Source organism: Xanthomonas hortorum pv. cynarae (genome assembly GCF_002939985.1).
GTDB classification, from domain to species: Bacteria; Pseudomonadota; Gammaproteobacteria; order Xanthomonadales; family Xanthomonadaceae; genus Xanthomonas; species Xanthomonas hortorum_D.
Genome location: NZ_MDFM01000023.1, coordinates 1 through 22,220 on the forward strand (window position 1 = coordinate 1; position 22,220 = coordinate 22,220).

The following is a 22,220-nucleotide window of genomic DNA, read 5'->3' on the forward strand; positions in this document are numbered from 1 at the left end:
TCTACAACCCCAACCGTCGCCACGGTTCAACTGGCGACCTGTCCCCTGTAGAGTTTGAACGGCGCTACGCGCAACGAGGGTCTTGAACCCTGGGCGTATCACACTGATGAGGCGCTCGGCCGTCTGCCGCATGTCGCCGGCCATCCAAGCCGGCGTGAACTGGCGCAGGTTCTGCTCGGGGCAGCCGTAGCATCGCCGGGCGGTTCAGCACACAGATTTACACAGCTGCAACGATGCCGCACAGGCAGACATCGGTGCTGCGATGCTGCCCTTCTCGCTGGTTGCCGACGGCCTCAGGGATGGCGAATTGGTGCTGTGGGGACATGGGAAGGGCCCGCCCATGAGCGTCGGGCTGCGCGGGTAAGTTCCTTCTAGATGCGGCGACCTCACATTGACGAGTATCAATCGAGCACTTCGTGCTCTCCGAAAATCTTTGCCGGATAGGTCAAGCCACGCTCTAGAGTGTTTTTATGATCAGACACAGGAGAGACAGCCCTTAGATTCGTCATCAAAGACCTGAGATTGTTGGCGCGAGCGCGCGCGCCCAGCACACGTATCCGACCGAGGGCCGAACATGCTCGCTCCAAAGTTATGTGCGGTGCGCCCGTTCCTCGGTACGACCCAGCCAGGATTGCCCAGTTTCCAAGAATGTCTTGGCGGAACTCAAGCAATTCTCTAAGAGGGAGCTGCTCTATCGAAATAATACAGTCGGAGACCGCCACGGTCTCGCCTGCCTCGAGGACACAAATCTTATCCGGCGTTACACGGCCTACCCGAGGCAGCAGGATAGCCGGTCCACACACCTGCCTCTTGGCAAGAACCTTCGCGCCAGACTTCACCACTCGGCCATCTATCAGATGGCAAGTGTGCACCAGCGGCACTGCGCTGCGCGCTTCTGAAGGCATTATGGAGTGCATCTGCAGCTGCCCCCGCCTCACCTCATACGATGTATCCAATTCAAAGCCGCGGTCTCGAAGCGAAGGAGTCTTGCGAGCCGATTGCTGAATCCGAGAAAACCTCACAATAGAAGTTCGTGCCCGAACTCCGCCGAATATTGAATTCGAGTTATCCCTTAGTACTTCAATATAAAAATCCTGCCTAAGACGAGCCCATATTTGCTCGTCGCGCTTACTTACAAGGCACCCATCCGGCAGGACAGCGAGGACGTAGGTGCCCCGATGTGCAAAGGCGAGGCTACGTACCACGAACGCCATGGCCAAACTAACGCCGAACATTTCGCCTCGATACTCGACCGCCAACGGAGCGCGCTTTCGCTGGGAAAACGGAGGATTCAGCAGCACCAAATCTACACGCCCTATCCACCCCTTGAGCGATGAGGAGCGAACAGACCGGTCATGCAGAAAATCGGCATTGGCGACTACCCATTCTGGGTACGCAACCTTTAGCCATCGGGCGGTGGCAGGCGAGAGGTCGTTGGCCAGCGCTTGGGCGCCTTGCCACAGGATCGAGCCGGCACACAACAGGCTCCCCTCGCCCGCGGCGAAATCGGCAATTACCTTCGGACGAAATGAAGCCGGCAGATATCCCACCAATGACTTAGCAAGTTCAGGAGGGGTATAAAATTGATCAATCATGCCGAAATCTGAGTTGGCTGAGGCGGACTAACGCCACCTGCAATCGCGCTAATGTGATGAACGTACAACCGATCGGCGCCTCCTGTGCGGCCCGGCTTACGAATCGGATGATCGTAGATAAGTTCGATCTTCTGAGGGTTGGTGATGGCAAACAGGACAGCACCAAGCGCATGGGGTTTGGTACCAATCATGGCAACCTTCAGAACTACCAAAGGATTCCGCTGCGCAATCTGCTGCAGCATGTAGTAGCAACTAAACGGGCAGTTTGCCGGAACGTACTCGGCAGCTTCCCAGGCATCTTCCTCCTCGAGCGCTGCCCGGTTTCCCGCATAGGTTTCAAAGACATACCATGGCTTAAACCCTGGCACCCCGATGACTGGCACGACGCTACCTGCACTTGGCTGCACCTGCTCAATGACGTGCCGAAGTCGAGTACCCTCTAAGCCAAGCAAAGGCACAAATACGAAATCACTCGGACTCGTAGAAATCCAAGTAAACCCCGGTATCGGCGCAATGCCTGCTATGCGCATACTTAGATCGTAGATCTGCCCATCAACGGGCGCCAAGCTACGCGCATACTGGCTAGGCTCCACATAGACCGCCAGCACGTCGAATCTAGCCATAAGCGCTGCACGCAGGATGGCAGCCCACACTGGATGGGTGAGCCCGGTGATGTCGACATATATTCGTTCTCCCTGAGCGCACCCCTCAAAGAGCCTCGACAGCCCTCGAGTGCTTCGCAGGAAGAGCTCCACATCAATCCCTGACGCACGGAATGACGCCTGACTCTCTTGCGATATCTCAATGCAATTCACGTCAGTAGTCAAATCACGCCAGGCGGAGATGTGTCAACTACGGTCCTCGTGACTGAGGCCATAGATGTAAGTACTGCCCGAAGCAGGCCGAAAGAGCTCCGCCGAATCGTGCGTCTCCGTCAGAACCGGCTCAAGTCTGATGTCAGGCATAGTAGTCACCGAACAACCGAAGTTGGTCAGGCAGTGCTTCCAACTCCGTTCGATTGTTCTTTTCAAGCGTTTCTTTGATTGCGTCTCGCGGCCTGTCAATCAGACCCAGAAGTTGCGTACTAGTAAGTTGAACCTTTCTCTTTTTGCGGTGACTGAAGACAAAGAATGGCGCGAATATAGGATGAATCATGTAGTCGTAAGCACGAGTATCGCGCTCGTCAAGTGGCTTGCTGCCGGAGAAGCGAACGAGCGCCAAGTGCATGACCGCCTGCTTCAAAAGCTCGCTGGCCTTGTCGTCTACGCCATCTGCCGCAGCCTCCTCCCGAAGGTGGAACTGGTTGGCTTCAGGCGTATGACCCGCCGGGAACTCCGCCAACACTTGGAACACACGCCCCAGGCTCAGCAAAAGCTTTGTCAATCGGGCGCCATCCACACTCAACCCCTCAAGTTCTGAGAGGTTCTTACGGCCCACCGCCTGGGCAGCCTCCGTTTGCAGTTTCTGAGAAATCGGCTGTTCAGGCAAGCCACCGGACTCGATATGCCCTCTGAAAGCAGCATGCACCAACTCCAGCAGGTAGCGAATGTTACCTTCGCAGAGCGCCAGGAACTCGTCCCAGCCGCAATAGTACTTCCTTATTCCTCGCTTGCCTGTGCGAATGGCATAGAGCGAGGCATGGAAGTGGTTGTTGAAGTTGTTCCTGAGTGTAGCGTCATTAGCAAGCCAGAGCCGAACCAGCTCTTCTATAGGCTCCTGTCGTGCCTTGGCAGTATATTCGAGAAAGTAATGAATACCTGGTGGCAAGGCGAGGGCCGCCTCGAGCGTCTCAGAAGGCAGCCTTGCTTTTAGCAGGAGTTGCAGTCTGCTCTTCTCAGCTCCGTCCAAAAGTTGGCCGGCCTCGTCAAGGCTGGAGTAGCCAGGGAACATCTCAGCCGGCGGAAGCAACTCGACGCCACCTGAAACGTTCCCTCCCAGGCGCGCCAGCAGGACTTTCTCAGCGAAATTTTTGAAGCGCGAGCTATCGAGCACTTCTGAGATTGAAATACGTGCATAGTCGGCTGGCGACGTTAGTTGCTCATTAGAGTTCAACGTTGAGCGTTCCCGCCAGCCTAGCTCACGGACACCAACCTTGAACGTATAGTCGGAAGTGGCGTGCTTGATGATTGTATTGAGAACTCGTTGCTGGTAGTCCTCGAAGTTTTCGAACTCGTCGATGAGGAAGAAAAATTGTTTGCCTGCAAGCTGCGGGCTGGAGAGAAGCGCTTTTGCCAACGCATCTAGGGGGGCCCCCTGCATTGACAATGACGGCGCGGACATATCCGCCACTGTATTAATGGATGCCTCGAAGTCAACGAACGCAATCTGGATCTGATTCGACAGCTTTGCCAGTCCGCCCAGATCGGGTAGGTTCAAAGTTGCCCTAAACAGCTTCAGAGCGTGCTCGGAGACGACAACGCCTTCCCCGGTGTGCAGTTCGTACCAACTTACGAATTCAAGCATCTGAGAGCAGAAGAGCAGGTTCATGTAGTGGGCAAAATAAGCTTGCCAGCGCTCCATGCTTAACTCTGGACCACGAAATGCGGTGACTCGATTGGTGTTGACGCGAATGTAAAGCCCGAAGAACGGCCAGCTTTTGATGGCTTCCTTCTTGCTCTCACCAAAGGCGAACTGCCCCTGGTAGGACAGCCCACGTAGCACAGTTGTCTTGCCGGTGCCTCGACCACCGATGAGCACGCAGGGCCTGGGCGTCTTTAGCTCAGAAAAATAGCCGGGCTCGGTGAAGAGCTTGAAGAGATCTGCGTTTAGCCACTCAGCCTTGTACAGGCCAAGAACGCTGCTGATTTTTGTAACAGTCTCGTCTCGTTCGTTCATAATGACGCTGATCTAATGAGCGGCTTCCAATGGTCGTTGGCCACAGTAAAAATTGGGAGAGTCGCGTCAGGGACTCCATGTTCGAACGCTAGAGTCAAGCCAAGCTTCCGGTAACCGCGCCAACATCCGGAATCGCCGTCTAGATCTCGTAAACCCGCGCGTGCGCTTACATCCTCAATGAACCGTGGGCCAGTGATCGCCATATCATCCCGCCAAATGACGGAATCGGTCGCTAAGGCACTGTAGGACGGCATCAGCACGTGAGCCGGAAGAAGCTTTACCTGTGGGCAGTTCTCGGCAATATAGATACGGCCTCTTTCCGCACAGACCAAGGGGATGTAGTAGAAGCCGACGCGTCCAGCACCCGAAGTGAGAGCGAGTGATTCGAACGATACAAAAGCATCGGAAAGCTCATGAATTTGCTTCCACATATCGACAAACTGTTCACCTGTTCCGACGAAATCGTCTACGAAAACGATATTTTGCTGAGGCTCGCGATGAATGCACTCAAGTGCAGCTTGCGGCGACATCAGCCTCTCTTCCGGAATTCCAATCACATCCCGTGCAAGTCGCGTGAAGATATAGCCGCTATCCGCCTCGCTTGACGCCTGACTCGCGACTCGAACGATAATGACGGAGTCTACGAATGATGCCCACTCGTTCACAGCAGCCAAGTAGTTTGATCGACTTCGAAGAACCGATTGCGACAGGTTCTTGAAGACCGCTCGAAACATCGCAATCACTAGTTCATTCGAGAAGAACGTCACTCCTGCCAGTAGGCGAGAGGCGAACGGCCTTTCCGACTCCTGGAAGTTCGACATCCAACCCCTCGGGTCAAACCTCGTCTGCCTCGGCCAGAGACGAACCCTGACGAAGTATTTCCAGAGCTCTTCGTTCACCTAGCTTGTACGCCACTGTGTGCCCGATACGCTTGCTCCAGGGCGCCATAAAGCTCCTGAGGAAAGGTTTCCGAGGTAGAATTTATCGTTAACTCGATCTCCGCGAGCCACTCATTATCTTCTCTCCCACCCCACAGCTTCAGGTAGCCTCCGTCCTTGTATCCGTGATCTTGCCGAAAAGCATTCAGGACATTCTTGCCAATGTATGTTCTGTACAGCTGGTCACCAACTAGGCCGACGGCCGCACACAGTTCCGCGAAAGAGTCCAATGCGAAAGATTTCGTAGTCAATGTTGAAGAGGCAAAATCCTCAACGAGTTTAAGCACCTGCATCGGCTCGGCCTTACTACCTTGCGGCGCAGCCTCAATGCGTTGATAGGCAGCATGGCTGGCATGCCAGGCATCATCGACAGAGCCAGCGGCGACGATTAGCTCGCTGAGCCCAAAATGGAAGATGTCGACGAGCTCCAAGTGAACCTGTCCAAGAGCTGGTTCCTTTTTCTTCCACCACTTCCAACCAACGTGATCCATCATCTCCGCGCACTCCGTCCAGATAGCACGGTACCAAGCGTTCTGCGCTGTAACCCACGCCACATTGATTTTTGAGTTGATATCGTCCTGAAGCTTAAGCATCGTCATGAGCCGAGATTCGGCTACGGAACGATCAGTCGTGCTGGACATGTCCATGAGCATGTGCTTTGCGTGTGTGGGCGGGAGCATCAATCTTAAGGCACCCGGACGCAAGGAGCACAGGCAGTGGATGCCAATCCGCTACCGGCCAACTCCACTGGCGCCGAATTAGCTTTCCTGCAGGTCGCCCCGGCCTTGCGCAATGCTCGCTTTGGCAGAGCGGTGGCCNCCTGAAGCTCGGGGCGGCCTCTCCCTTAACTGATGATGCGCGCTCTCGGACGCAGGAGGGTCACGACTGCAGAGGGGGGCGCTCCAAGCCACAAGCCGCTGCTTCCGGCGGTGGCAACCCCGGTACCCATCCATCCTCGGCGCTTTATGAGCGAGATTCGGCCATAATCTTCGCAAAGTGGACTGGCACTACCCGCGTCGACGCCAAACGCTGACGCTGGACTAGGAATGCTCACCCGATTGCTTCGACGACGGATGTCGGTTGTCGCCCCCCGGCAGGCGCGACATGCCAAGAATCGGAAAGTGAAGCTACACAGTGTTGGAGGCCAGCGCTGAGTATCGCCGACTGTCGCCCCCCCTTGGGCAGTGCCATGCTCCGCCTGAATCGCCCGGGATGCAATAGACAGCCACCATCCGCACTGGGTGTACGCTATCGGCCAGAAGCGGCCGTTCAACGCCTGAACTTAGTCCCTTGCGAAGCAAGATCGGCTTGGAAGCAAAGTCGGCTTGAATGGATTGTTAGCACTCATGGAATGACCCACGAGTAGCTATTGCCACTAGGCGGTGATGACTGGCTAGCTCCAAGTGAGGTGAAGAATGCAGTGTAAGCAGGGCTGTTGTTCTGGAACTGTAGAACAGAAACTTTATTGCTGAGTTTTAGTTGGCGACCAACACTATGAATGAGTCGGGTAGCCAAGCCCATGCGCAGGAAATCTTTAGCGATTCCAAAGTGTCCTATTGTCGCCGTTCCACCTTGCGCAGCGATCGTTATGTTCTGTACCCATCCGTATTTGGTGGAAAGGCCCCAAGAGATGTTCTCAGCAGCCTTGTCCCCCAAAATAGTGAAGGAAAGATTTCGAGGATCCCAACGTTTTCCGCCCGTCTCGAAGAAGAATCTTGCCGGATTTACGTACGCCGCATGAAATGCTAAAGCATCCTGTTCATCTTTCGTTAGTACAAGGTTACGAATAGCGTCGCGGATTGTCATGGGTGCTAACCTCTGAAGTAAGCTGTGCCATGAAGCGCCGTCGGCTTGAATGAATTGTTAGGCGTCACCGCGTTTCGTCCTCGCGCCTTTTCCAATGACGAGCAAGGGCTTCCAATTGTCGTCTGCCGATGTGTGCTTGAACTCAGACATGATCTGCCGCTGTGTGAAGAACGCATCGGTCATGTAAATGACTGCATAGAAGCGCGTCCAATCTTTGCTACCCGCGTATCCTCGCATGTCTTCATACAGGCCACCGACGGCCTTTTTTACCTCTGCTTGGGATTCCGCAAATTTGTATTCGATGGCGGTTGAAAGAGATTTGACGCCAATATCTGGCTTGTAGGTCTTGGTGTTCTGAATAATTGAAGCTTCTCGGACGGTGTCCGGAAATACATGAATCAATAGGTCAAAGACGCTCTTTCGAACTTCAGCTTCATTCTTCGGTTCAATACCCCGATCAAATATGATCTTGGGCGTATTGATAAGAATTCCTTCAAGAGTTGCCATTTGCTCTTTTTGTTGCTGCTCCTCGAGGTTCGCGCCAAGAAGCGCTGACAATGAGAACAGGTACTTCCTAAGATAAGAGTGTGCCTCGCTGTAAAAGTCGCCGACGTAGGGAACCATTTCTACTTCTTGCAACTTTCCTTCGAATCTTTTGAATCCAGTTTCGAACTGTTTTAGGAATTCTGTGAGCCCTAGTTGCTCTATCAGAAGAGATAGACAGATATAAGAACGCTCAAGTCTCCACTCGAGTTCGTGCCCTGTCATTTCGTGCTCTTCATCGAAATAGTCGTTATCTCGATTCAGGTTAAAGCTGAGAGTCTGCAACTTCCCAATGGTCTGATCAGTCTCATAGACCTCGTCAGATGCTGCCTTTAGCAGCTTTTCAGGATGTAGATTCAACTTGAACTCCACTGTGTGACGCCTAATGACCTAATAGCCGGATCCAAGGGGCCGTTTATACGACTTATCCACAGCGCACCGTATGGTGGGTTATTCCCTTGATACGACTCGATCTTAGGGCCGCTCGGTCCGGCTAACAAGCCGACGTATAACGGGATCCACAGGGACCTAGGCTAGGGGGCGTTCCTTCGCTTGACCCTCATAGGTGCGGCCCATATGCATGCCCTGAACATGGCCTTCTTCGACCAACGAGCCTCTTCCCTTGGATGTCCGCTTAGGGTCGAGAGCGGACGCTAGCTTTACTGGTGACGTTCTATGGGCCGGCACGTCCGCCGTCGGCCACTAGCAGCCCTATCTCCACTAACTATGGTGAGCGCGCGTCATATTCCCACCACCTATGCTGAGCCGCACACAAGGCTCCGTGTGCTCACCCAGCGAAGATGGCACCGAGATTTCAATCAATCGTTTAAAACAGCCATAACTTCTGCTATCTGGACAGCATCGGCCACATCGCGCAGACTTCCGACCTTTCCGCTCTCCCGGATGTCATGGCCCACCTGCTGCTGTTGCATGGCCCCAACCTCAACCTGCTCGGCACCCGCGAGCCGGAGGTCTACGGGCGCACCACACTGGCGCAGATCGATGCGGCCCTGGTGGACCGCGCGCAGGCCGCCGGGCACACGCTGGCCTGCCTGCAGTCCAACGCCGAGCACGTGCTGGTGGAGCGCATCCACGCCGCGCGCGAAGACGGCACCGCCTACATCCTGATCAACCCGGCCGCCTTCACCCACACCTCGGTGGCGCTGCGCGATGCGCTGCTGGGCGTGGGCTTGCCGTTCGTGGAAATCCATCTGTCCAATCCGCATGCGCGCGAGCCATTCCGGCACCACAGCTATCTCAGCGACAAGGCCGACGGCGTCATCAGCGGCTTCGGCGCCGACAGTTACCGGCTGGCACTGGAAGCTGTGATCGCGCGGCTGGAGCGCGACGCATGACACCCGCATTGCCGCCGCCGGCGCCCGCGCCGACGCGCTGACCCCATTCCGCCGGCAACCGCCGGCACTCCCCACCGATTCACCTCATGAGGCCCGTATGGATCTCCGCAAAATCAAGAAACTGATCGACCTGCTCGAAGAATCCAATCTCGCCGAAATCGAGATCAAGGAAGGCGAAGAAAGCGTGCGTCTGGCGCGCGTGCCCAAGGGCACGACCGTGGTCAGCGCGCCGGTGCAGCAGTACGCACCCGCCCCGCTCGCGCAGGCCCCGGCCGCAGCCGCCATGCCGATGCAGTCGCCCACTGAAGCCTCCACCGGCGGTGCCAAGCAGGGCCCCGCCTTGCCGGAAGGCCACGTGCTGCGCGCGCCAATGGTCGGCACGTTCTACATCTCGCCGGCCCCGGACAAGCCGGCCTTCGTCACCGTCGGCCAGCAGGTCAAGGCCGGCGAAACGCTGGCGATCATCGAGGCGATGAAGATGTTCAACCCGATCGAGGCCGACGTCTCCGGCACCATCGTGGCCATCCTCGGCGAGACCGGCCAGCCAGTGGAATTCGATCAGCCGTTGTTTGTGATCGGCTGAACGGCGGGGATTGGAGAGTCGTGATTCGGGATTCGCAAGAGCGACCGCATGAGCGCCTGATGGTATGGCGCGATGCGATGTCGCTTGTCGAAGCGATCTACCGTCTGAGCCACGACTTTCCTGATTCCGAACGCTTCGGACTGACGGCACAGATGCGGCGCGCGGCGATCAGCGTGCCTTCCAACATCGCCGAAGGTGCCGCGCGGCGCTCTACCGCCGACTACCTGCGTTATCTGTCGATAGCGCGGGGTTCGCTGGCGGAACTGGATACGCAGCTGCAGATCGCAATACGGCTGCAGTTCGGTTCGCCCGATACGGCAACTCTGGATCTCTTGAATCGCACGTTTGCCAGGCTCAATGCATTGATCCGCACGCTGGACGAATCGCGACATCTGCGCGAGCCCGGCGCCCTCTACGAATCCCCTCTATCGAATCCCGAATCCCATGCTCGATAAAATCGTCATCGCCAACCGAGGTGAAATCGCGCTGCGCATCTTGCGCGCGTGCCACACGCTCGGCATCCGCACGGTCGCGGTGCATTCCACGGTCGACCGCAATCTCAAGCACGTGGCCATGGCCGACGAGTCGGTGTGTATCGGCCCGGCGGCCTCCAGCGACAGTTACCTCAATATCCCGGCGTTGATCGCCGCGGCCGAGGTCACCGATGCGCAGGCCATCCATCCCGGCTACGGCTTCCTGTCGGAAAACGCCGACTTTGCCGAGCGCGTGGAAGAATCCGGCTTCATCTTCATCGGCCCCAGGGCCGACACCATCCGCCTGATGGGCGACAAGGTGGAAGCGATCCGCGCGATGAAAGCCGCCGGTGTGCCGTGCGTGCCCGGTTCGGGCGGCCCGCTGGGCGATGACATCGTCGCCAACACCAAGGTGGCGCGCGAAATCGGCTACCCGGTGATCATCAAGGCCGCCGGCGGCGGCGGCGGGCGCGGCATGCGCGTGGTGCATTCGGAGGCCGCGTTGAAGGCGGCCATCGAAACCACCAAGTCCGAAGCCAAGGCCGCTTTCAGCAACGATCAGGTCTACATGGAGAAGTTCCTGGAGAATCCGCGTCATGTGGAAATCCAGGTGCTTGCCGATGGCCAGGGCGGTGCGATCCATCTGGGCGAGCGCGATTGCTCGATGCAGCGCCGCCACCAGAAAGTGGTGGAAGAAGCGCCGGCACCGGGCATCACCGAAGAACTGCGCAACGAGATCGGCAAGGTCTGCGTGGATGCCTGCATCCGCATCGGCTACCGCGGCGCCGGCACCTTCGAATTCCTGTTCGAAGACGGGCGTTTTTACTTCATCGAAATGAACACGCGTATCCAGGTGGAGCATCCGGTCACCGAGCGCATCACCGGCATCGATCTGGTCTGCGAGCAGTTGCGCATTGCCGCCGGGCAGAAGCTCACCATCAAGCAGAGCGACATCGTGTTGCGCGGGCATGCGATCGAGTGCCGCATCAATGCCGAGGACCCGGAAACCTTCATGCCCAACCCGGGCCTGATCACCGCGTTCCATCCGCCCGGTGGCCCGGGTGTGCGTGTGGATACGCACATCTACGCCGGCTACAAGGTGCCGCCCAATTACGACTCGATGATCGGCAAGCTGATCGTGCACGGGCCGGATCGCGAAACCGCGATCGCGCGCATGCGCGTGGCGTTGAGCGAGATGGTGGTGGACGGCATCAAGACCAACATCCCGCTGCAGCAGCGCATCATGCGCGACAAGGGCTTCCAGGCCGGTGGGCAGAACATCCACTATCTGGAAAAGCGCCTGGCCGAGCGCAAGAACAAGTCGATCGCGCTGGTTTGATCGACGCAGGCAGATAACGAAAAAGCCCGGGAAACCGGGCTTTTTCGTAGTTCACGCTGTTGACGCACAGACACCGCGCATCACTCGCGCCGCGGCGCCGCCGGCTGCTGGCTACCCGGCACCGGCACGATGCCGCTGGACGAGGACGGGTCGACCACGGTCATGGTTTCGGTGGACCCATCCGGCCACACCACCTGGAAGGTCGCCCCGGCCGGCAATGCCGAAAACGGCATCGCACTGCTGGCGCGATACACCGCCGCCACCTGGCTGGCGCCGTGCCGCCGCTGCTGTTCGTCGGCAGTGACCGTGGTCGACTTGACCGACAGCGGCTGGTATCGGTGATCGGCGGTATCGATCATCACGATGCCAACGGCCGCTGCCGAATACGCCACGAACAACGCGACCCAGAACCAGAACTTGGCGCCATGCGCCAACCGACGGTAATTCATGACTGCGCTCCCGGCTCGGATACCAGTGTATCGACCATCTCATCCACCCTGTCTGCTCCCTGCCGCGGCACCGCGGCGTCGAATACGAATGACACAAAATCCTGTGCGCTATCGCGCGAGCAGATGCCCGCGTTGGCGCAATAACTGGTAACCAAGGTGCTCTCGGCGCTGCAATCCAGGCCCAGCCGGCATGCAGCGACCTGCCAGGCCAGTTCGGCGAACTGATCGCCGGCCACATAGCCCTGCAGACTGTCGTCGCCGCTGGCACGCGCACCCATGGCCGGGGCAAGCGCCAGATAGGCTTCCGGGTCGCGCGAGGCCAGCACGCGCTGCACCAGCGCGCGCTTGTAGGTCGGCGATGTCTGCAAGGGCTCGCCCAGCGCAAGCAATGCCGCCTCGGCAGCAAGATTCCCGGCGCGCGCGGCGGCCTGACGTTGCTGCGCAACCAGCTGCGGGCTCACGCCATCGCTGGGCGCAAAGCCTGCGCAACGCTGCGCCACGCGCTCGCGCGCCGCGTGCATCGCCACCACGCCGGGGGTGTGTTGCGCGGCGATCCATTCGCTGTCGGCAGCGTAGCCGGCCGGGCTGGCCGCGTACGGCGCGCAGTAGTCGTAGACCCGGCTCAAACGCCAACCGGCTTGCGCATCGCCGCCACGCACCTGCTGTTGCAATTGCTGCGCGTAGCGATACAGATCCGGTTGCGCATCCACGGTATCGCGGTAGGACAACTGCAAGGCGGTGCTGCGTTCGGCAGGCGCGTGTAGCGCTGGCGCAAACAAGCTTGCCTGCGTGCTGCTTGCCGGGGCCGTTATCGCTGCAGCGGGCGACTCGGTCGGTTGCGCTCGCACATGCCACCACGCTGCCGCTGCCAGCGCAGCAGGAGCGAGCAACAACCAAAGATGGCGGGCACGAGCAAGCGGCATGAACAGCAGCGACCCTGGCGCGGGAAAGCCCGCAGCGACGGCGCGGAGTCTAGCACCCGCCTCTCGCCCGCCGCGGTGCGCAAGCGGGCGCTGCCTGCGCAAACTGCGGGAAGGGCAATGCATGGAGTGATGGTCTGCGCGCGAGTTTGAAGTGAGTGACGCGCTGTGGTGATTTGGTTGCCGAGACGCAAGCGTGCGGCACGCCCTGCAGCGGGACACGCGCCGCCGAATGCACTGAAACGCCGAGCACCGCACCACCGGCGCTCGATGCGCTGCCTCGTCGATGCCGGTGCCACCCTTCGACATCGATCTTCAACATCAACATCGTCATTGCGCATCCATTGCCCAGACCGCCCCCCTCGCGCGACTTCGCGCAAGAGCCCGCCTGCACGAATGGTCTACGATGCACGCTTTCGAATTGCCCAACTGCCACGATGCCGTTTCTTGAACTGACCCTGCCCTGCTCCGATGCCACCCAGCCCCGTTACCAGAATGCGCTGGACGATATCGGCGCGCTGGCGGTGACGCTGCTCGACGCCAATGCCGATACCAGCAACGAGCGCGCCATTCTCGAACCCGGCGTTGGCGAAACGCCGATGTGGAACACGATTGTGCTGAACGCGCTGTTCGACGGCGACAGCGATGCGCTGGTGCTGCTCGCTGCACTGGAAGCGTTCGATCCCGGGCTGGACTGGAGCCAGGTCGGATTCCGCACGGTCGAAGACACCGATTGGGAACGCGCCTGGATGGATCAGTTCAAGCCGATGCAGTTCGGCGCGCGCACCTTCATCGTGCCGTGGAATCACGATCTGCCCGAGGCCGCACAAGCGCCCGACGCTGCGGTGGTGCGGCTGGATCCGGGCCTGGCCTTCGGCTCGGGCACGCACCAGACCACCGCGCTGTGTCTGCGCTGGCTGGACAGCCTGGCCGGCAGCGGCGAACTGCAGGGCCGCAGCGTGCTCGATTTCGGCTGCGGCTCGGGCATTCTCGCCGTCGCCGCGCTGAAGCTGGGTGCCGCCAGCGCGGTGGGCGTGGACTACGACCCGCAAGCGGTATTGGCCACCGCTGACAATGCCGCGCGCAACGCCGTGCAAGCGCAGCTGGCGGTGTATCTGCCACAGGACGAGCCGGTGCAGACGTATCCGGTGGTGGTGGCAAATATCCTGGCCTCGGCGCTGGATACCCTGGCCGAGACCCTGGCCGCACGTGTGGCACCCGGCGGACGGATTGCACTGTCGGGCATCCTGCACGGCCAGGAAGACGAGCTGCTGCAACGCTACGCGCCGTGGTTCGAGCAACTGCGCTGCGAACGCGACGAAGACTGGATGCGCATCGACGGCATACGCCGCGCCTGACGCATCCCGGGTTTACCGCGGGGGCCGGCCGGCGCGGATCTGCGCGGTGGTCAGCGCGTCGGCAACGCTGATCGCGCGCAACCGGGTCACCGCCTGCCAACCATCGCGCTGCAGCGCTTCGTTGCGCCAGCGCCCGGCGTGTCTGGCCACGCGCACGCGGAGCAATGCATCGGCCAGCAACACCACCGCCCAGGCAATGGACGATACCCATGCCTGTGCACCGATCATGGCCAGGCCGCCAGCCAGGCCCACGATCAACAGGCCCAGCGCCAGCAACCGCCATTGCCGGTAGCGCAGCGCCCACGCGCGCGGCGCCAGTCCGGCCGACCAATGCACGCCTTCGCGCACTGCCGTCCAGTCCGCACCGCGCTGCCAGATCTGGTAACACGGCGCGCCGCGAAAGTGCGCAACAGCGGGATCCAATGGCGAATGCGCAGGCCAGGGCGCCACCTCAGGTGGTGCCGACGGTGCTGAATCCCGTCGCGCTGGATCGGATTTGGGAGCGGCTGGCTCGACCATGAACACCTTCCTTGAGTTCGCTGTGATGTCGTCGTCATCGACACACAGACAGTATCGCAAACATATTGCGATATGAAAGTTATACGAACTATCTCCCGGCGCTGCTAGAGCTATATCTCCCGGCCCTGTCTGCCATTCATCGGTGCCGTGTGAGCAAGCTGTACGAGCGAGTACGCGAAGCCCGCAGCTTCACCAAGCTGACCCAGGAAGCCCTGGCCGGCGAACTGGGGGTCACCCGCAGCGCCGTCGCTCAATGGGAAATGGCCGAAGGCACCGCGCCTTCGGTGGAGAATCTGATCGGCCTGGCCAAGCGCAGCGGCATGGCGTTCGAATACCTGGCCACCGGGCGCGGCGAGCGGACATTCGGCCCGCCGGTCTCGGCGATCGCCGAAGAACCCGCCCAATACCGTCGCCTGGACGACCAGCAGCGCGTGCTGCTGTCGCGCTTCGATACGCTGGCACCGCGTCAGCGCAGTGGCCTGCTCGATCTGTTGCTGGCCGAGACCAAAACGCGTCGGCGGCGGTGAATCGGGAATCGGGAATCGGGAATCGGGAATCGGGAAGAGCTTGCTTGTCTGCGTTTGACCAGGCAAGCCATGCCGACAAGGACCGCTGAGTGTTGATGCTGCGATTCGAGATTCGCATTGGGAGCTCGCTCTGAGCCCGCCTGGTCTGTTGGCTGCCGCGCCTTGGCGCGTGTCCGCCGCAGCCAGAGGTGTTGCGAAAATGCAGTCAACGCCACTGCCGCGGGCGCTTCATGCAAGGCACACCTGCTGAAGCACTCCGGTTCGCCCATTGGCGTGCGCGTGGTTGAATAGGGGTCTTCCCGCTGCACGCCTGCCGATGTCCGAGACTCCGCCACCGCGCCGCCCCCTGGCCACGTTCCTGCGTGCGACGCCGGCTGCCCCATCGCTGATTCCCACGCCGGCGGTGCCACCTGCCGAGCCGCCCGAGCAGCCGCTGCCGGTACCGACGCGCCAGTTGCCGCCCGCGCCATTGGCAGAGCCGGCCGCCGCGCCGCAGGCCGCGGTCGTTCCGCCGCCGGTGGCGCCGCTGGTGACAGCGCCGCGCATCGACACGGCACGCGCGGCCACCACCACCCCACGCAGCGATGACCGCCAAACTGCAGCAGGCGACGCCAATCCGGATCGATTGGGGTGGAACACCTCCAGCACGCGCGACGTACCCGGCGATACCGAGGAAGACACAACGCTCGGCGCTGATGACAACCGCGATCCGGCTTCCCGCTACACCGGCACGCATTCGACTGGCGCGGCTGTCGGCAGCATCGCGGACGCAGGCCAGGAGACCGATCTCGATGCAGATGCAGATGCAGATGCAGATGCCGAGCAACATCTCAATTTCGATGTCGATCGCGACCCCACACCCGACACCACCGCCACCCCGGCATCCGAGACCGCTCCGCAACTAACCACCAAAGCAACCCTCAGCGATGCGGGCCACGCCGGCACCGCCGCCGCCGCACACTTCCAGCCACTCCCAGCCGCAGCCCAGCCCGCGCCCGCCTTCGCACGCCGCGGCTTCACCCGGCCGCGTCTGCGCGCCAGTGGGCGGCAATGGGCGCTGTTGATCGGCTTGGTCGGTTTGTTAGCGCTGCAGATCGTCATCGCCGACCGCGCGCGCCTGGCCGCCGACGCGCGCTGGCGGCCGCTGGTCGGCGCGGCCTGCGAGGTGCTGCGGTGCACGCTACCGGCCTGGCGCGAACCGGCCGCGCTGACCCTGCTCAACCGCGATGTGCGGCCGCTGCCGGCCAACCCCGGCGTGCTGCAGATCCAGGCCAGCTTCCGCAACGACGCGCGCTGGGCGCAGGCCTGGCCGTGGCTGCAGCTGTCGCTGTCGGATGCCGACGGCCGGGTGATCGGCACGCGCGTGCTGGCACCGCAGGAGTATCTGGGCCAACACCCGGGCGCGCAGGACACGCTCGCGCCAGGCCAGGCGGTGCAGGTGGCGTTTCGCGTGCGCGAACCGGCCGCCAGCACCGCCGCCTTCAGTTTCGATTTCCGTTGAACGGACGCGACCGGCCGCCGATGGCCACACGGGCGTGGCGAGCGATGAGGTCACGCGCTAGACTCACTCCCCCTCGCCGGCCACGCATCCCGGCTTCGTGACACTGGGAAACCTCCTTTGAACGCAGCCCCCGCTCGTCCTGACACCAGTCGTGGCGCCCCGAAGTCGCCGCTGCGCGAACACGTGGCCCAGTCCGTCCGCCGTTATCTGCGCGACCTGGACGGCAGCGACGCCGATGATGTGTATGAAATCGTGCTGCGCGAGATGGAGATCCCGTTGTTCGTCGAAGTGCTCAACCACTGCGAAGGCAACCAGAGCCGCGCCGCGGCGATGCTGGGCATCCATCGGGCGACGTTGCGCAAGAAGCTGAAAGAGTACGGGCTGACCTAATGCAGGGATTAGGGATTAGGGATTAGGGAATCGTAAGCGCGGTGCGGGGTCGCTGGCTGTTCAGTGCGCTCCACTGCCGTGGTTGACGGAGCCAAGCCGCTCTGAGCGCTGATGCGTGAGCGGCTTCTGGATGTCTCGCTCTGCCGATGCAGATCCGGCGCTGACATGCGCGTTTCACTCTTGGTGACCCGCTTCAGGGACTGGCAACGCTGGGCGGGCGGCAGTCATCGGGGTCACCGCAATGCGTGTTTGAGCAGATCAGGCCAACTGCCGCTCATCGGGCAGTTGGCCGCAACCGCTGATCAACGCCACCGATCGCCTGCGTGCGTTGCTTGCTCAGTGGGGTGCATGCGCGTCAGGCGCGTGATCGGCTGCAGACGCCAGCCCGCCGCCATGCTCGAGCACGATGGTGTCGATCGTGTCGAAAGGATCGTCGAATTTTTCGACCACGTTCTTGTCGTCGTCGACCTGATAGGCGGTGTCGGCCTCGACGCCCTCCTCGCCGGTCTTGGCAATGATGTTGGTATAGCGCTTGCCGTCCCAGCATCGGAAGATCAGCACCGAGTCTTCGCCACCGGTGAGGGTGGAGCCCAGGCTACCGATCAACCGGCTGTTGGCGCCCGCAGTCAGGATGCTGTTCTTGCCGGCGGTCAACTTGCTGCGGTCGCCTGCCATCAGCGTGCAATCGTCGCCTGCGGTGAGTTTGCTGCGGTCCCCGGCGGTGAGGAAGCTGTTGCTGCCGGCCAGCAACTTGCTGCGATCGCCGGCGATCTGGGTGCTGTCGGCGCCGGCGATCAGCTTGCTGCGGTCGCCTGCGGTCTGGATGCTGCCCCTGCCGGCGATCAGCGTGCTGCGCGAACCGGCCGTCTGCGAACTCAGCTTGCCGGCGATCAACATGCTGCGATGACCGGCAATCTGGGTACTTTCGTGTCCTGCGATCAACGAGCTTCCGTAGCTTGCGATCTGGTTGCTGCCATAGCCAGCGGTCAGATAGCTGCGCACGCCACTGGTCAAGGTGCTGCCATAACCGGCGATCAGCGAGCTGTCCTGTCCTGCGGTCTCGGTGCTGCCGTAGCCTGCCGTCAGCGTGCTGTTGTCCAGCGCCATCAGGGTGCTGCCGTAGCCTGCGGTCAGCGTGCTGTCGCCACCGGCGGTCTGGCTGCTGCCGTAGCCGGCGATCAGCGTGCTGGAGAAACCGGCGATTTCGGTACTGCCGTAGCCGGCGGTCAGCGAGCTGTTTTCCAGCGCGGTCAGGGTGCTGCCGTAACCGGCGGTCAAGGTGCTTTCGTAACCGGCGGTCTGGGTGCTGCCATACCCCGCGATCAGGGTGCTTTCGTAACCGGCGGTGGAATTGCTGCCGTAACCGGCGGTCAGAATGCTGCCATGGCCGGCCGTTTGCGTGCTGCCGTAGCCGGTGGTGAGCCAACTGATTTCCTGCGCCGTCTGGGTGCTGCCGTAGCCGGCGGTCAAGGTACTTTCGTAGCCGGCCGTCTGCGTGCTGCCATAGCCGGCAATCAACGAACTCTGGAAGCTGGCGGTGGACGTACTGCCGTAGCCGGTGATCAGCCAGCTGCTGCTCTGCGCGGTCTGGGTACTGCCGTAACCGGCCGTCAGGAAGCTGTCGTAACCGGCAGTCTGGGTACTGCCATAACCCGCGATCAGCGAGCTGTCCGGGCCGGCCATGGAGGAACTGCCGTAGCCGGCGATCAGCGAACTGCTTTCCTGCGCGGTCTGGGTACTGCCATAGCCGGTGGTGAGAATGCTCTTGTAACCGGCGGTCTGGGTACTGCCATAGCCGGCAATCAGCGTACTGTCGTGGCCGGCGGTCGATGTACTGCCGTAACCGGTGGTGAGCGTGCTGCGCTCCTGCGCGGTCTGGGTGCTGCCGTAGCCGGCGGTGAGGATGCTTTTGAAACCCGCCGTCTGGGTGCTGCCGTAGCCGGCGATCAGCGAACTGTCGGAGCCGGCGGTGGACGAACTGCCATAGCCGGCAGTGAGCATGCTGCCTTCTTGCGCGGTCTGGGTGCTGCCGTAACCCGTGGTCAGGATGCTCTTGAAGCCGGCCGTCTGCGTGCTGCCATAGCCGGCGATCAGCGAACTGTCAGAACCCGCAGTTGAAGTGCTCCCGTAACCGGCGGTGAGGTCACTGCCCTTACGTGCAGTTTGCGTACTGCCATAGCCGGCAGTGAGCGAGCTGTCGCCCCCGGAGGTCTGGGTGCTGCCATAGCCGGCGATCAGCGTGCTGTCGGCACCGGCGGTCGACGTGCTGCCATAGCCGGTGGTGAGGTCGCTGCCCTTACGTGCGGTTTGCGTGCTGCCGTAGCCGGCAGTGAGCGAGCTGTCGCCCCCGGAGGTCTGGGTGCTGCCATAACCGGCGATCAGCGTGCTGTCGGCACCGGCGGTCGACGTGCTGCCATAGCCGGTGGTGAGGTCGCTGCCTTTGCGCGCGGTTTGCGTGCTGCCATAGCCTGCAGTGAGCGAACTTTCCCCGCCGGAGGTCTGGGTACTTCCGTACCCTGCAATCAAGGTGCTGTCGGCACCGGCCGTGGAGGTACTGCCATAGCCGGTTGTCAGGTCGCTGCCGCTGCGCGCGGTCTGCGTGCTGCCGTAGCCGGCGGTCAGCGAACTATCGCCACCAGAGGTTTGCGTGCTGCCGTAACCGGCGATCAAGGTGCTGTCACCACCGGCAGTCGAGGTACTGCCGTAGCCGGCGGTCAGATCGCTGCCTTTGCGTGCGGTCTGCGTGCTGCCGTAGCCGGCGGTGAGCGAACTGTCCCCGCCCGAGGTCTGGGTGCTGCCATAGCCGGCGATCAGCGTGCTGTCGGCACCGGCGGTGGAGGTGCTGCCGTAACCCGCAGTGAGGTCGCTGCCGGTGCGGGCGGTCTGGGTGCTGCCGTAGCCTGCCGTCAGCGAGCTGTCGTTGCCCGATGTCTGCGTACTGCCATAACCGGCGATCAATGAGCTATCGGCACCGGCGGTGCCCGTGCTGCCATAGCCGGCGGTGAGGTCACTGCCATCCTGCGCTGTTTGCGTGCTGCCATAGCCGGCAGTGAGCGAGCTTTCTCCGCCCGAGGTCTGGGTGCTGCCGTAGCCGGCGATCAGCGAGCTATCGGTGCCCGCCGTGCTGGTGCTGCCGTAGCCTGCGGTGAGGTCGCTGCCGTTCTGTGCGGTTTGGGTGCTGCCGTAGCCGGCAGTCAACGAGCTGTCGCCGCCGGAGGTTTGCGTGCTGCCATAGCCGGCGATCAGCGAGCTGTCTGCACCGGCGGTTTCGGTACTGCCGTAACCTGCCGTCAGCTCGCTGCCCTGGCGCGCGGTCTGGGTGCTGCCATAGCCTGCAGTGAGCGTGCTTCCCCCGCCTGCGGTCTGGGAACTGCCATAGCCGGCCACGATGGTGCTGTCGGATCCGGCCACGCCAGTGCTGCCATAGCCGGCGATCAACTCGCTGCCGTTACCCGCGGTCTCGGTGCTTCCATAGCCTGCGATCAGCTGACTCTGATCGGCGCCGGTGAGCGTGCTGCCATAGGTGGCGATTTCGCGGGTGCGCAGGATCGCATTTGACGGCTGCGCGGCTTGTGGGTCGATGCCGTTAGGCGGTGATGGAAGTGGCGCGGTGGAATGCGGACCGCTTTCAACAGCCGGCGCGGTGAACTGCGCGTGCGGTGCCTTGGGGGTGAATTCCGCAGCCATGACGGTGTCGACAGGCAAGTCGGGTTTGGGTGGCGCGTGTTGCTCGATGCCGGCGGCGATGCAGCTCATCGCGCCCGCACGGTTACCGGCGTAGACCACGTCGGCCTTGGGGAACTTGATCATTCCCTCTTCGCCCAACCAGATGATATCGGCGGTCTCCACCATGCACACCACCCAGTGCGCATCGGCATGCATGTTCAGATGCGCATTGGTTCCCTGCCCCCACAACAAGCCGGTCAAGCCATTTTCCTGTTTGACGCTAGGCTGCCAATGCCTGCATTCGACCGGACCGCTTTTCGGCCAGATCAATCCGCAATGATCGGACATGTTGTTTGTGCATGTGCGTAATGCCAAAACTTTTTCACGATTCATAAGATAATCTCATCTGAATTTTCTAAAACAGCCGCGCAAGTCAGGTTCATGCCATCGCCGATAGAAAGATGGGAGCGTCGCCCATGCGGGCGAAACGCATCCTCCCGCTGGCAAGGACTGCGTCGGAACGGCAATGGTGGTCCTTCGGGAACGCCCTAGGGCGCGAAGTGCGCTGGGGTGTCTTGCTTGAATCGCAGGGTCATGGATCGCCGTGACGGCAAGACGCAGCTAGGGGTAAGGGCAAGGCTGGCTCCTGCGCGGCAGCCCTTGCAGCAAATTTCGGTAGACGCCTCGCCGACAGCGTCATTGCCTTTGAACGTTAGGGAACTCAACAGATCACCGAGTCCAGATCGTGATTCAGCAGCACGTGGCAGATGTCGCCGCAGCAGAAAACATGTTTCCGATACCGAAGCGCGAAACGCACATTGCGCCGAGATTTCCGACTTTTTTTCTAAATATGCGAACGGGTCTTGATTATGTCATTCGGCGAATCGCTCGCTTTCGAGTAACCCGGCAGCCCACTGATTTTTTTACAGCGACATATTTTCGTGATTGACTCCTGATTTATTGGTGAATTGGCTCACTAAATCAATTTAAACCCGATGGTCGAATGTCGCTTCTCGGATGTGCGCTTCGTCATTTGGCGTTTGTGACGCGACTTTATCTGACTGCATCAGCGCGCTCTTCTTCTCTGCCGGGTCGGTCATGCGCGGCGGCGGCTGCATTTACGGCAAGCCGTCAGCGCGCTGCCATGACTGACATCAGCTGCACGCCAGCACACGACACCACCGCAGGCGGCCGTTCGATTGCCGGTATCTCGCCGAGTGCCAGACAGCCTTGGGTGGCGATCGCTTCGCCGACGCCTGCGTGATCATGTCTGGCGACCGAACAACTCGACCGAGCGGCACGTGGTCGTCACCTGCTGTCGCCCGATGCCGTTGCGCTCCAGCGCCCACCAACCCTGCGTCCGTAGCAGCGCCTGGAAGCTTCCCGCCAGCACACCGATCAAGGCCATCGCGAAGGCGTTGAG

At 61.0% G+C, this 22,220-nt stretch carries 20 protein-coding genes; 8 read left to right on the top strand and 12 right to left on the bottom strand.

The window, feature by feature from the left end; genetic code table 11:
- Positions 1–401: 401 nt before the first annotated feature.
- From XcyCFBP4188_RS15505 to XcyCFBP4188_RS15530, 7 genes are all read right to left on the bottom strand, one after another.
- The gene (locus XcyCFBP4188_RS15505; RefSeq protein WP_104592402.1) at positions 402–1,595 is read right to left on the bottom strand and encodes a DNA methyltransferase family protein; all 1,194 of its coding nucleotides are present in this window, start codon (positions 1,593–1,595) and stop codon (positions 402–404) included.
- On the bottom strand, positions 1,592–2,218 hold the full coding sequence (locus XcyCFBP4188_RS15510) for a hypothetical protein (RefSeq protein ID WP_146094058.1): 627 nt from the start codon (positions 2,216–2,218) through the stop codon (positions 1,592–1,594). The genes XcyCFBP4188_RS15505 and XcyCFBP4188_RS15510 overlap by 4 nt, the downstream gene beginning before the upstream one ends.
- Before the next feature lie 334 nt (positions 2,219–2,552).
- Positions 2,553–4,430 (bottom strand): ORC-CDC6 family AAA ATPase, encoded by a 1,878-nt coding sequence (locus XcyCFBP4188_RS15515; protein WP_104592404.1) that lies wholly within the window; start codon positions 4,428–4,430, stop codon positions 2,553–2,555.
- On the bottom strand, positions 4,427–5,251 hold the full coding sequence (locus tag XcyCFBP4188_RS15520; protein WP_146094059.1) for a phosphoribosyltransferase-like protein: 825 nt from the start codon (positions 5,249–5,251) through the stop codon (positions 4,427–4,429). The genes XcyCFBP4188_RS15515 and XcyCFBP4188_RS15520 overlap by 4 nt, the downstream gene beginning before the upstream one ends.
- A gap of 74 nt (positions 5,252–5,325) precedes the next feature.
- Positions 5,326–5,967, bottom strand: coding sequence for a dUTP diphosphatase (locus XcyCFBP4188_RS15525; protein WP_218972688.1), 642 nt, complete (start codon positions 5,965–5,967; stop codon positions 5,326–5,328).
- A 745-nt stretch (positions 5,968–6,712) separates the two neighbouring features.
- Positions 6,713–7,174 (bottom strand): hypothetical protein, encoded by a 462-nt coding sequence (locus tag XcyCFBP4188_RS22650; RefSeq protein ID WP_146094060.1) that lies wholly within the window; start codon positions 7,172–7,174, stop codon positions 6,713–6,715.
- A 57-nt stretch (positions 7,175–7,231) separates the two neighbouring features.
- Positions 7,232–8,077, bottom strand: a complete 846-nt coding sequence (locus XcyCFBP4188_RS15530) for a PD-(D/E)XK nuclease domain-containing protein (RefSeq protein WP_146094061.1) — start codon at positions 8,075–8,077, stop codon at positions 7,232–7,234.
- Between the two features lie 548 nt (positions 8,078–8,625).
- Here XcyCFBP4188_RS15530 and aroQ point away from each other — a divergent pair.
- From aroQ to accC, 4 genes are all read left to right on the top strand, one after another.
- Positions 8,626–9,072: a type II 3-dehydroquinate dehydratase gene (gene aroQ / locus XcyCFBP4188_RS15535; RefSeq protein WP_104592407.1), complete on the top strand. Its 447-nt coding sequence runs from the start codon at positions 8,626–8,628 to the stop codon at positions 9,070–9,072.
- A gap of 97 nt (positions 9,073–9,169) precedes the next feature.
- Positions 9,170–9,655 carry an acetyl-CoA carboxylase biotin carboxyl carrier protein gene (gene accB, locus XcyCFBP4188_RS15540; RefSeq protein ID WP_006451539.1) on the top strand — a complete coding sequence of 162 codons (486 nt, stop codon included), beginning with the start codon at positions 9,170–9,172 and terminating at the stop codon, positions 9,653–9,655.
- 59 nt (positions 9,656–9,714) lie between these two features.
- Positions 9,715–10,110: a four helix bundle protein gene (locus tag XcyCFBP4188_RS15545; protein ID WP_174705849.1), complete on the top strand. Its 396-nt coding sequence runs from the start codon at positions 9,715–9,717 to the stop codon at positions 10,108–10,110.
- The gene (accC, locus tag XcyCFBP4188_RS15550; RefSeq protein WP_006451537.1) at positions 10,100–11,467 is read left to right on the top strand and encodes an acetyl-CoA carboxylase biotin carboxylase subunit; all 1,368 of its coding nucleotides are present in this window, start codon (positions 10,100–10,102) and stop codon (positions 11,465–11,467) included. The genes XcyCFBP4188_RS15545 and accC overlap by 11 nt, the downstream gene beginning before the upstream one ends.
- 80 nt (positions 11,468–11,547) lie before the next feature.
- On the opposite strand, the gene XcyCFBP4188_RS15555 is transcribed toward accC, so the two are convergent.
- Entirely contained in the window at positions 11,548–11,916 is a 369-nt protein-coding gene (locus XcyCFBP4188_RS15555; protein WP_006451536.1) for a hypothetical protein, read from the bottom strand.
- The gene (locus XcyCFBP4188_RS15560; protein WP_104592409.1) at positions 11,913–12,839 is read right to left on the bottom strand and encodes a hypothetical protein; all 927 of its coding nucleotides are present in this window, start codon (positions 12,837–12,839) and stop codon (positions 11,913–11,915) included. Before XcyCFBP4188_RS15560 ends, XcyCFBP4188_RS15555 begins: the two co-directional genes overlap by 4 nt.
- A 434-nt stretch (positions 12,840–13,273) precedes the next feature.
- On the opposite strand from XcyCFBP4188_RS15560, the gene prmA reads away from it, so the two are divergent.
- Complete coding sequence (prmA, locus tag XcyCFBP4188_RS15565) at positions 13,274–14,194, top strand: 50S ribosomal protein L11 methyltransferase (RefSeq protein WP_006451534.1); 921 nt, start codon at positions 13,274–13,276, stop codon at positions 14,192–14,194.
- 12 nt (positions 14,195–14,206) lie between these two features.
- Here prmA and XcyCFBP4188_RS15570 read toward each other — a convergent pair whose 3' ends face one another.
- On the bottom strand, positions 14,207–14,719 hold the full coding sequence (locus XcyCFBP4188_RS15570) for a hypothetical protein (protein WP_043909617.1): 513 nt from the start codon (positions 14,717–14,719) through the stop codon (positions 14,207–14,209).
- Between the two features lie 143 nt (positions 14,720–14,862).
- Between XcyCFBP4188_RS15570 and XcyCFBP4188_RS15575 the strand changes: the two genes are divergently transcribed.
- From XcyCFBP4188_RS15575 to fis, 3 genes are all read left to right on the top strand, one after another.
- Positions 14,863–15,240, top strand: coding sequence for a helix-turn-helix domain-containing protein (locus XcyCFBP4188_RS15575; RefSeq protein WP_006451532.1), 378 nt, complete (start codon positions 14,863–14,865; stop codon positions 15,238–15,240).
- Between the two features lie 316 nt (positions 15,241–15,556).
- The gene (locus XcyCFBP4188_RS15580; protein ID WP_104592410.1) at positions 15,557–16,741 is read left to right on the top strand and encodes a DUF3426 domain-containing protein; all 1,185 of its coding nucleotides are present in this window, start codon (positions 15,557–15,559) and stop codon (positions 16,739–16,741) included.
- A 117-nt stretch (positions 16,742–16,858) separates the two neighbouring features.
- Positions 16,859–17,131, top strand: a complete 273-nt coding sequence (gene fis, locus XcyCFBP4188_RS15585; protein WP_043908547.1) for a DNA-binding transcriptional regulator Fis — start codon at positions 16,859–16,861, stop codon at positions 17,129–17,131.
- Positions 17,132–17,467: 336 nt separating this feature from the next.
- Here fis and XcyCFBP4188_RS23785 read toward each other — a convergent pair whose 3' ends face one another.
- Positions 17,468–21,190 carry an Ice nucleation protein gene (locus XcyCFBP4188_RS23785; RefSeq protein ID WP_104592411.1) on the bottom strand — a complete coding sequence of 1,241 codons (3,723 nt, stop codon included), beginning with the start codon at positions 21,188–21,190 and terminating at the stop codon, positions 17,468–17,470.
- Positions 21,191–22,061: 871 nt separating this feature from the next.
- On the bottom strand, positions 22,062–22,205 hold the full coding sequence (locus XcyCFBP4188_RS22885) for a hypothetical protein (protein ID WP_006450988.1): 144 nt from the start codon (positions 22,203–22,205) through the stop codon (positions 22,062–22,064).
- Positions 22,206–22,220 lie beyond the last annotated feature (15 nt).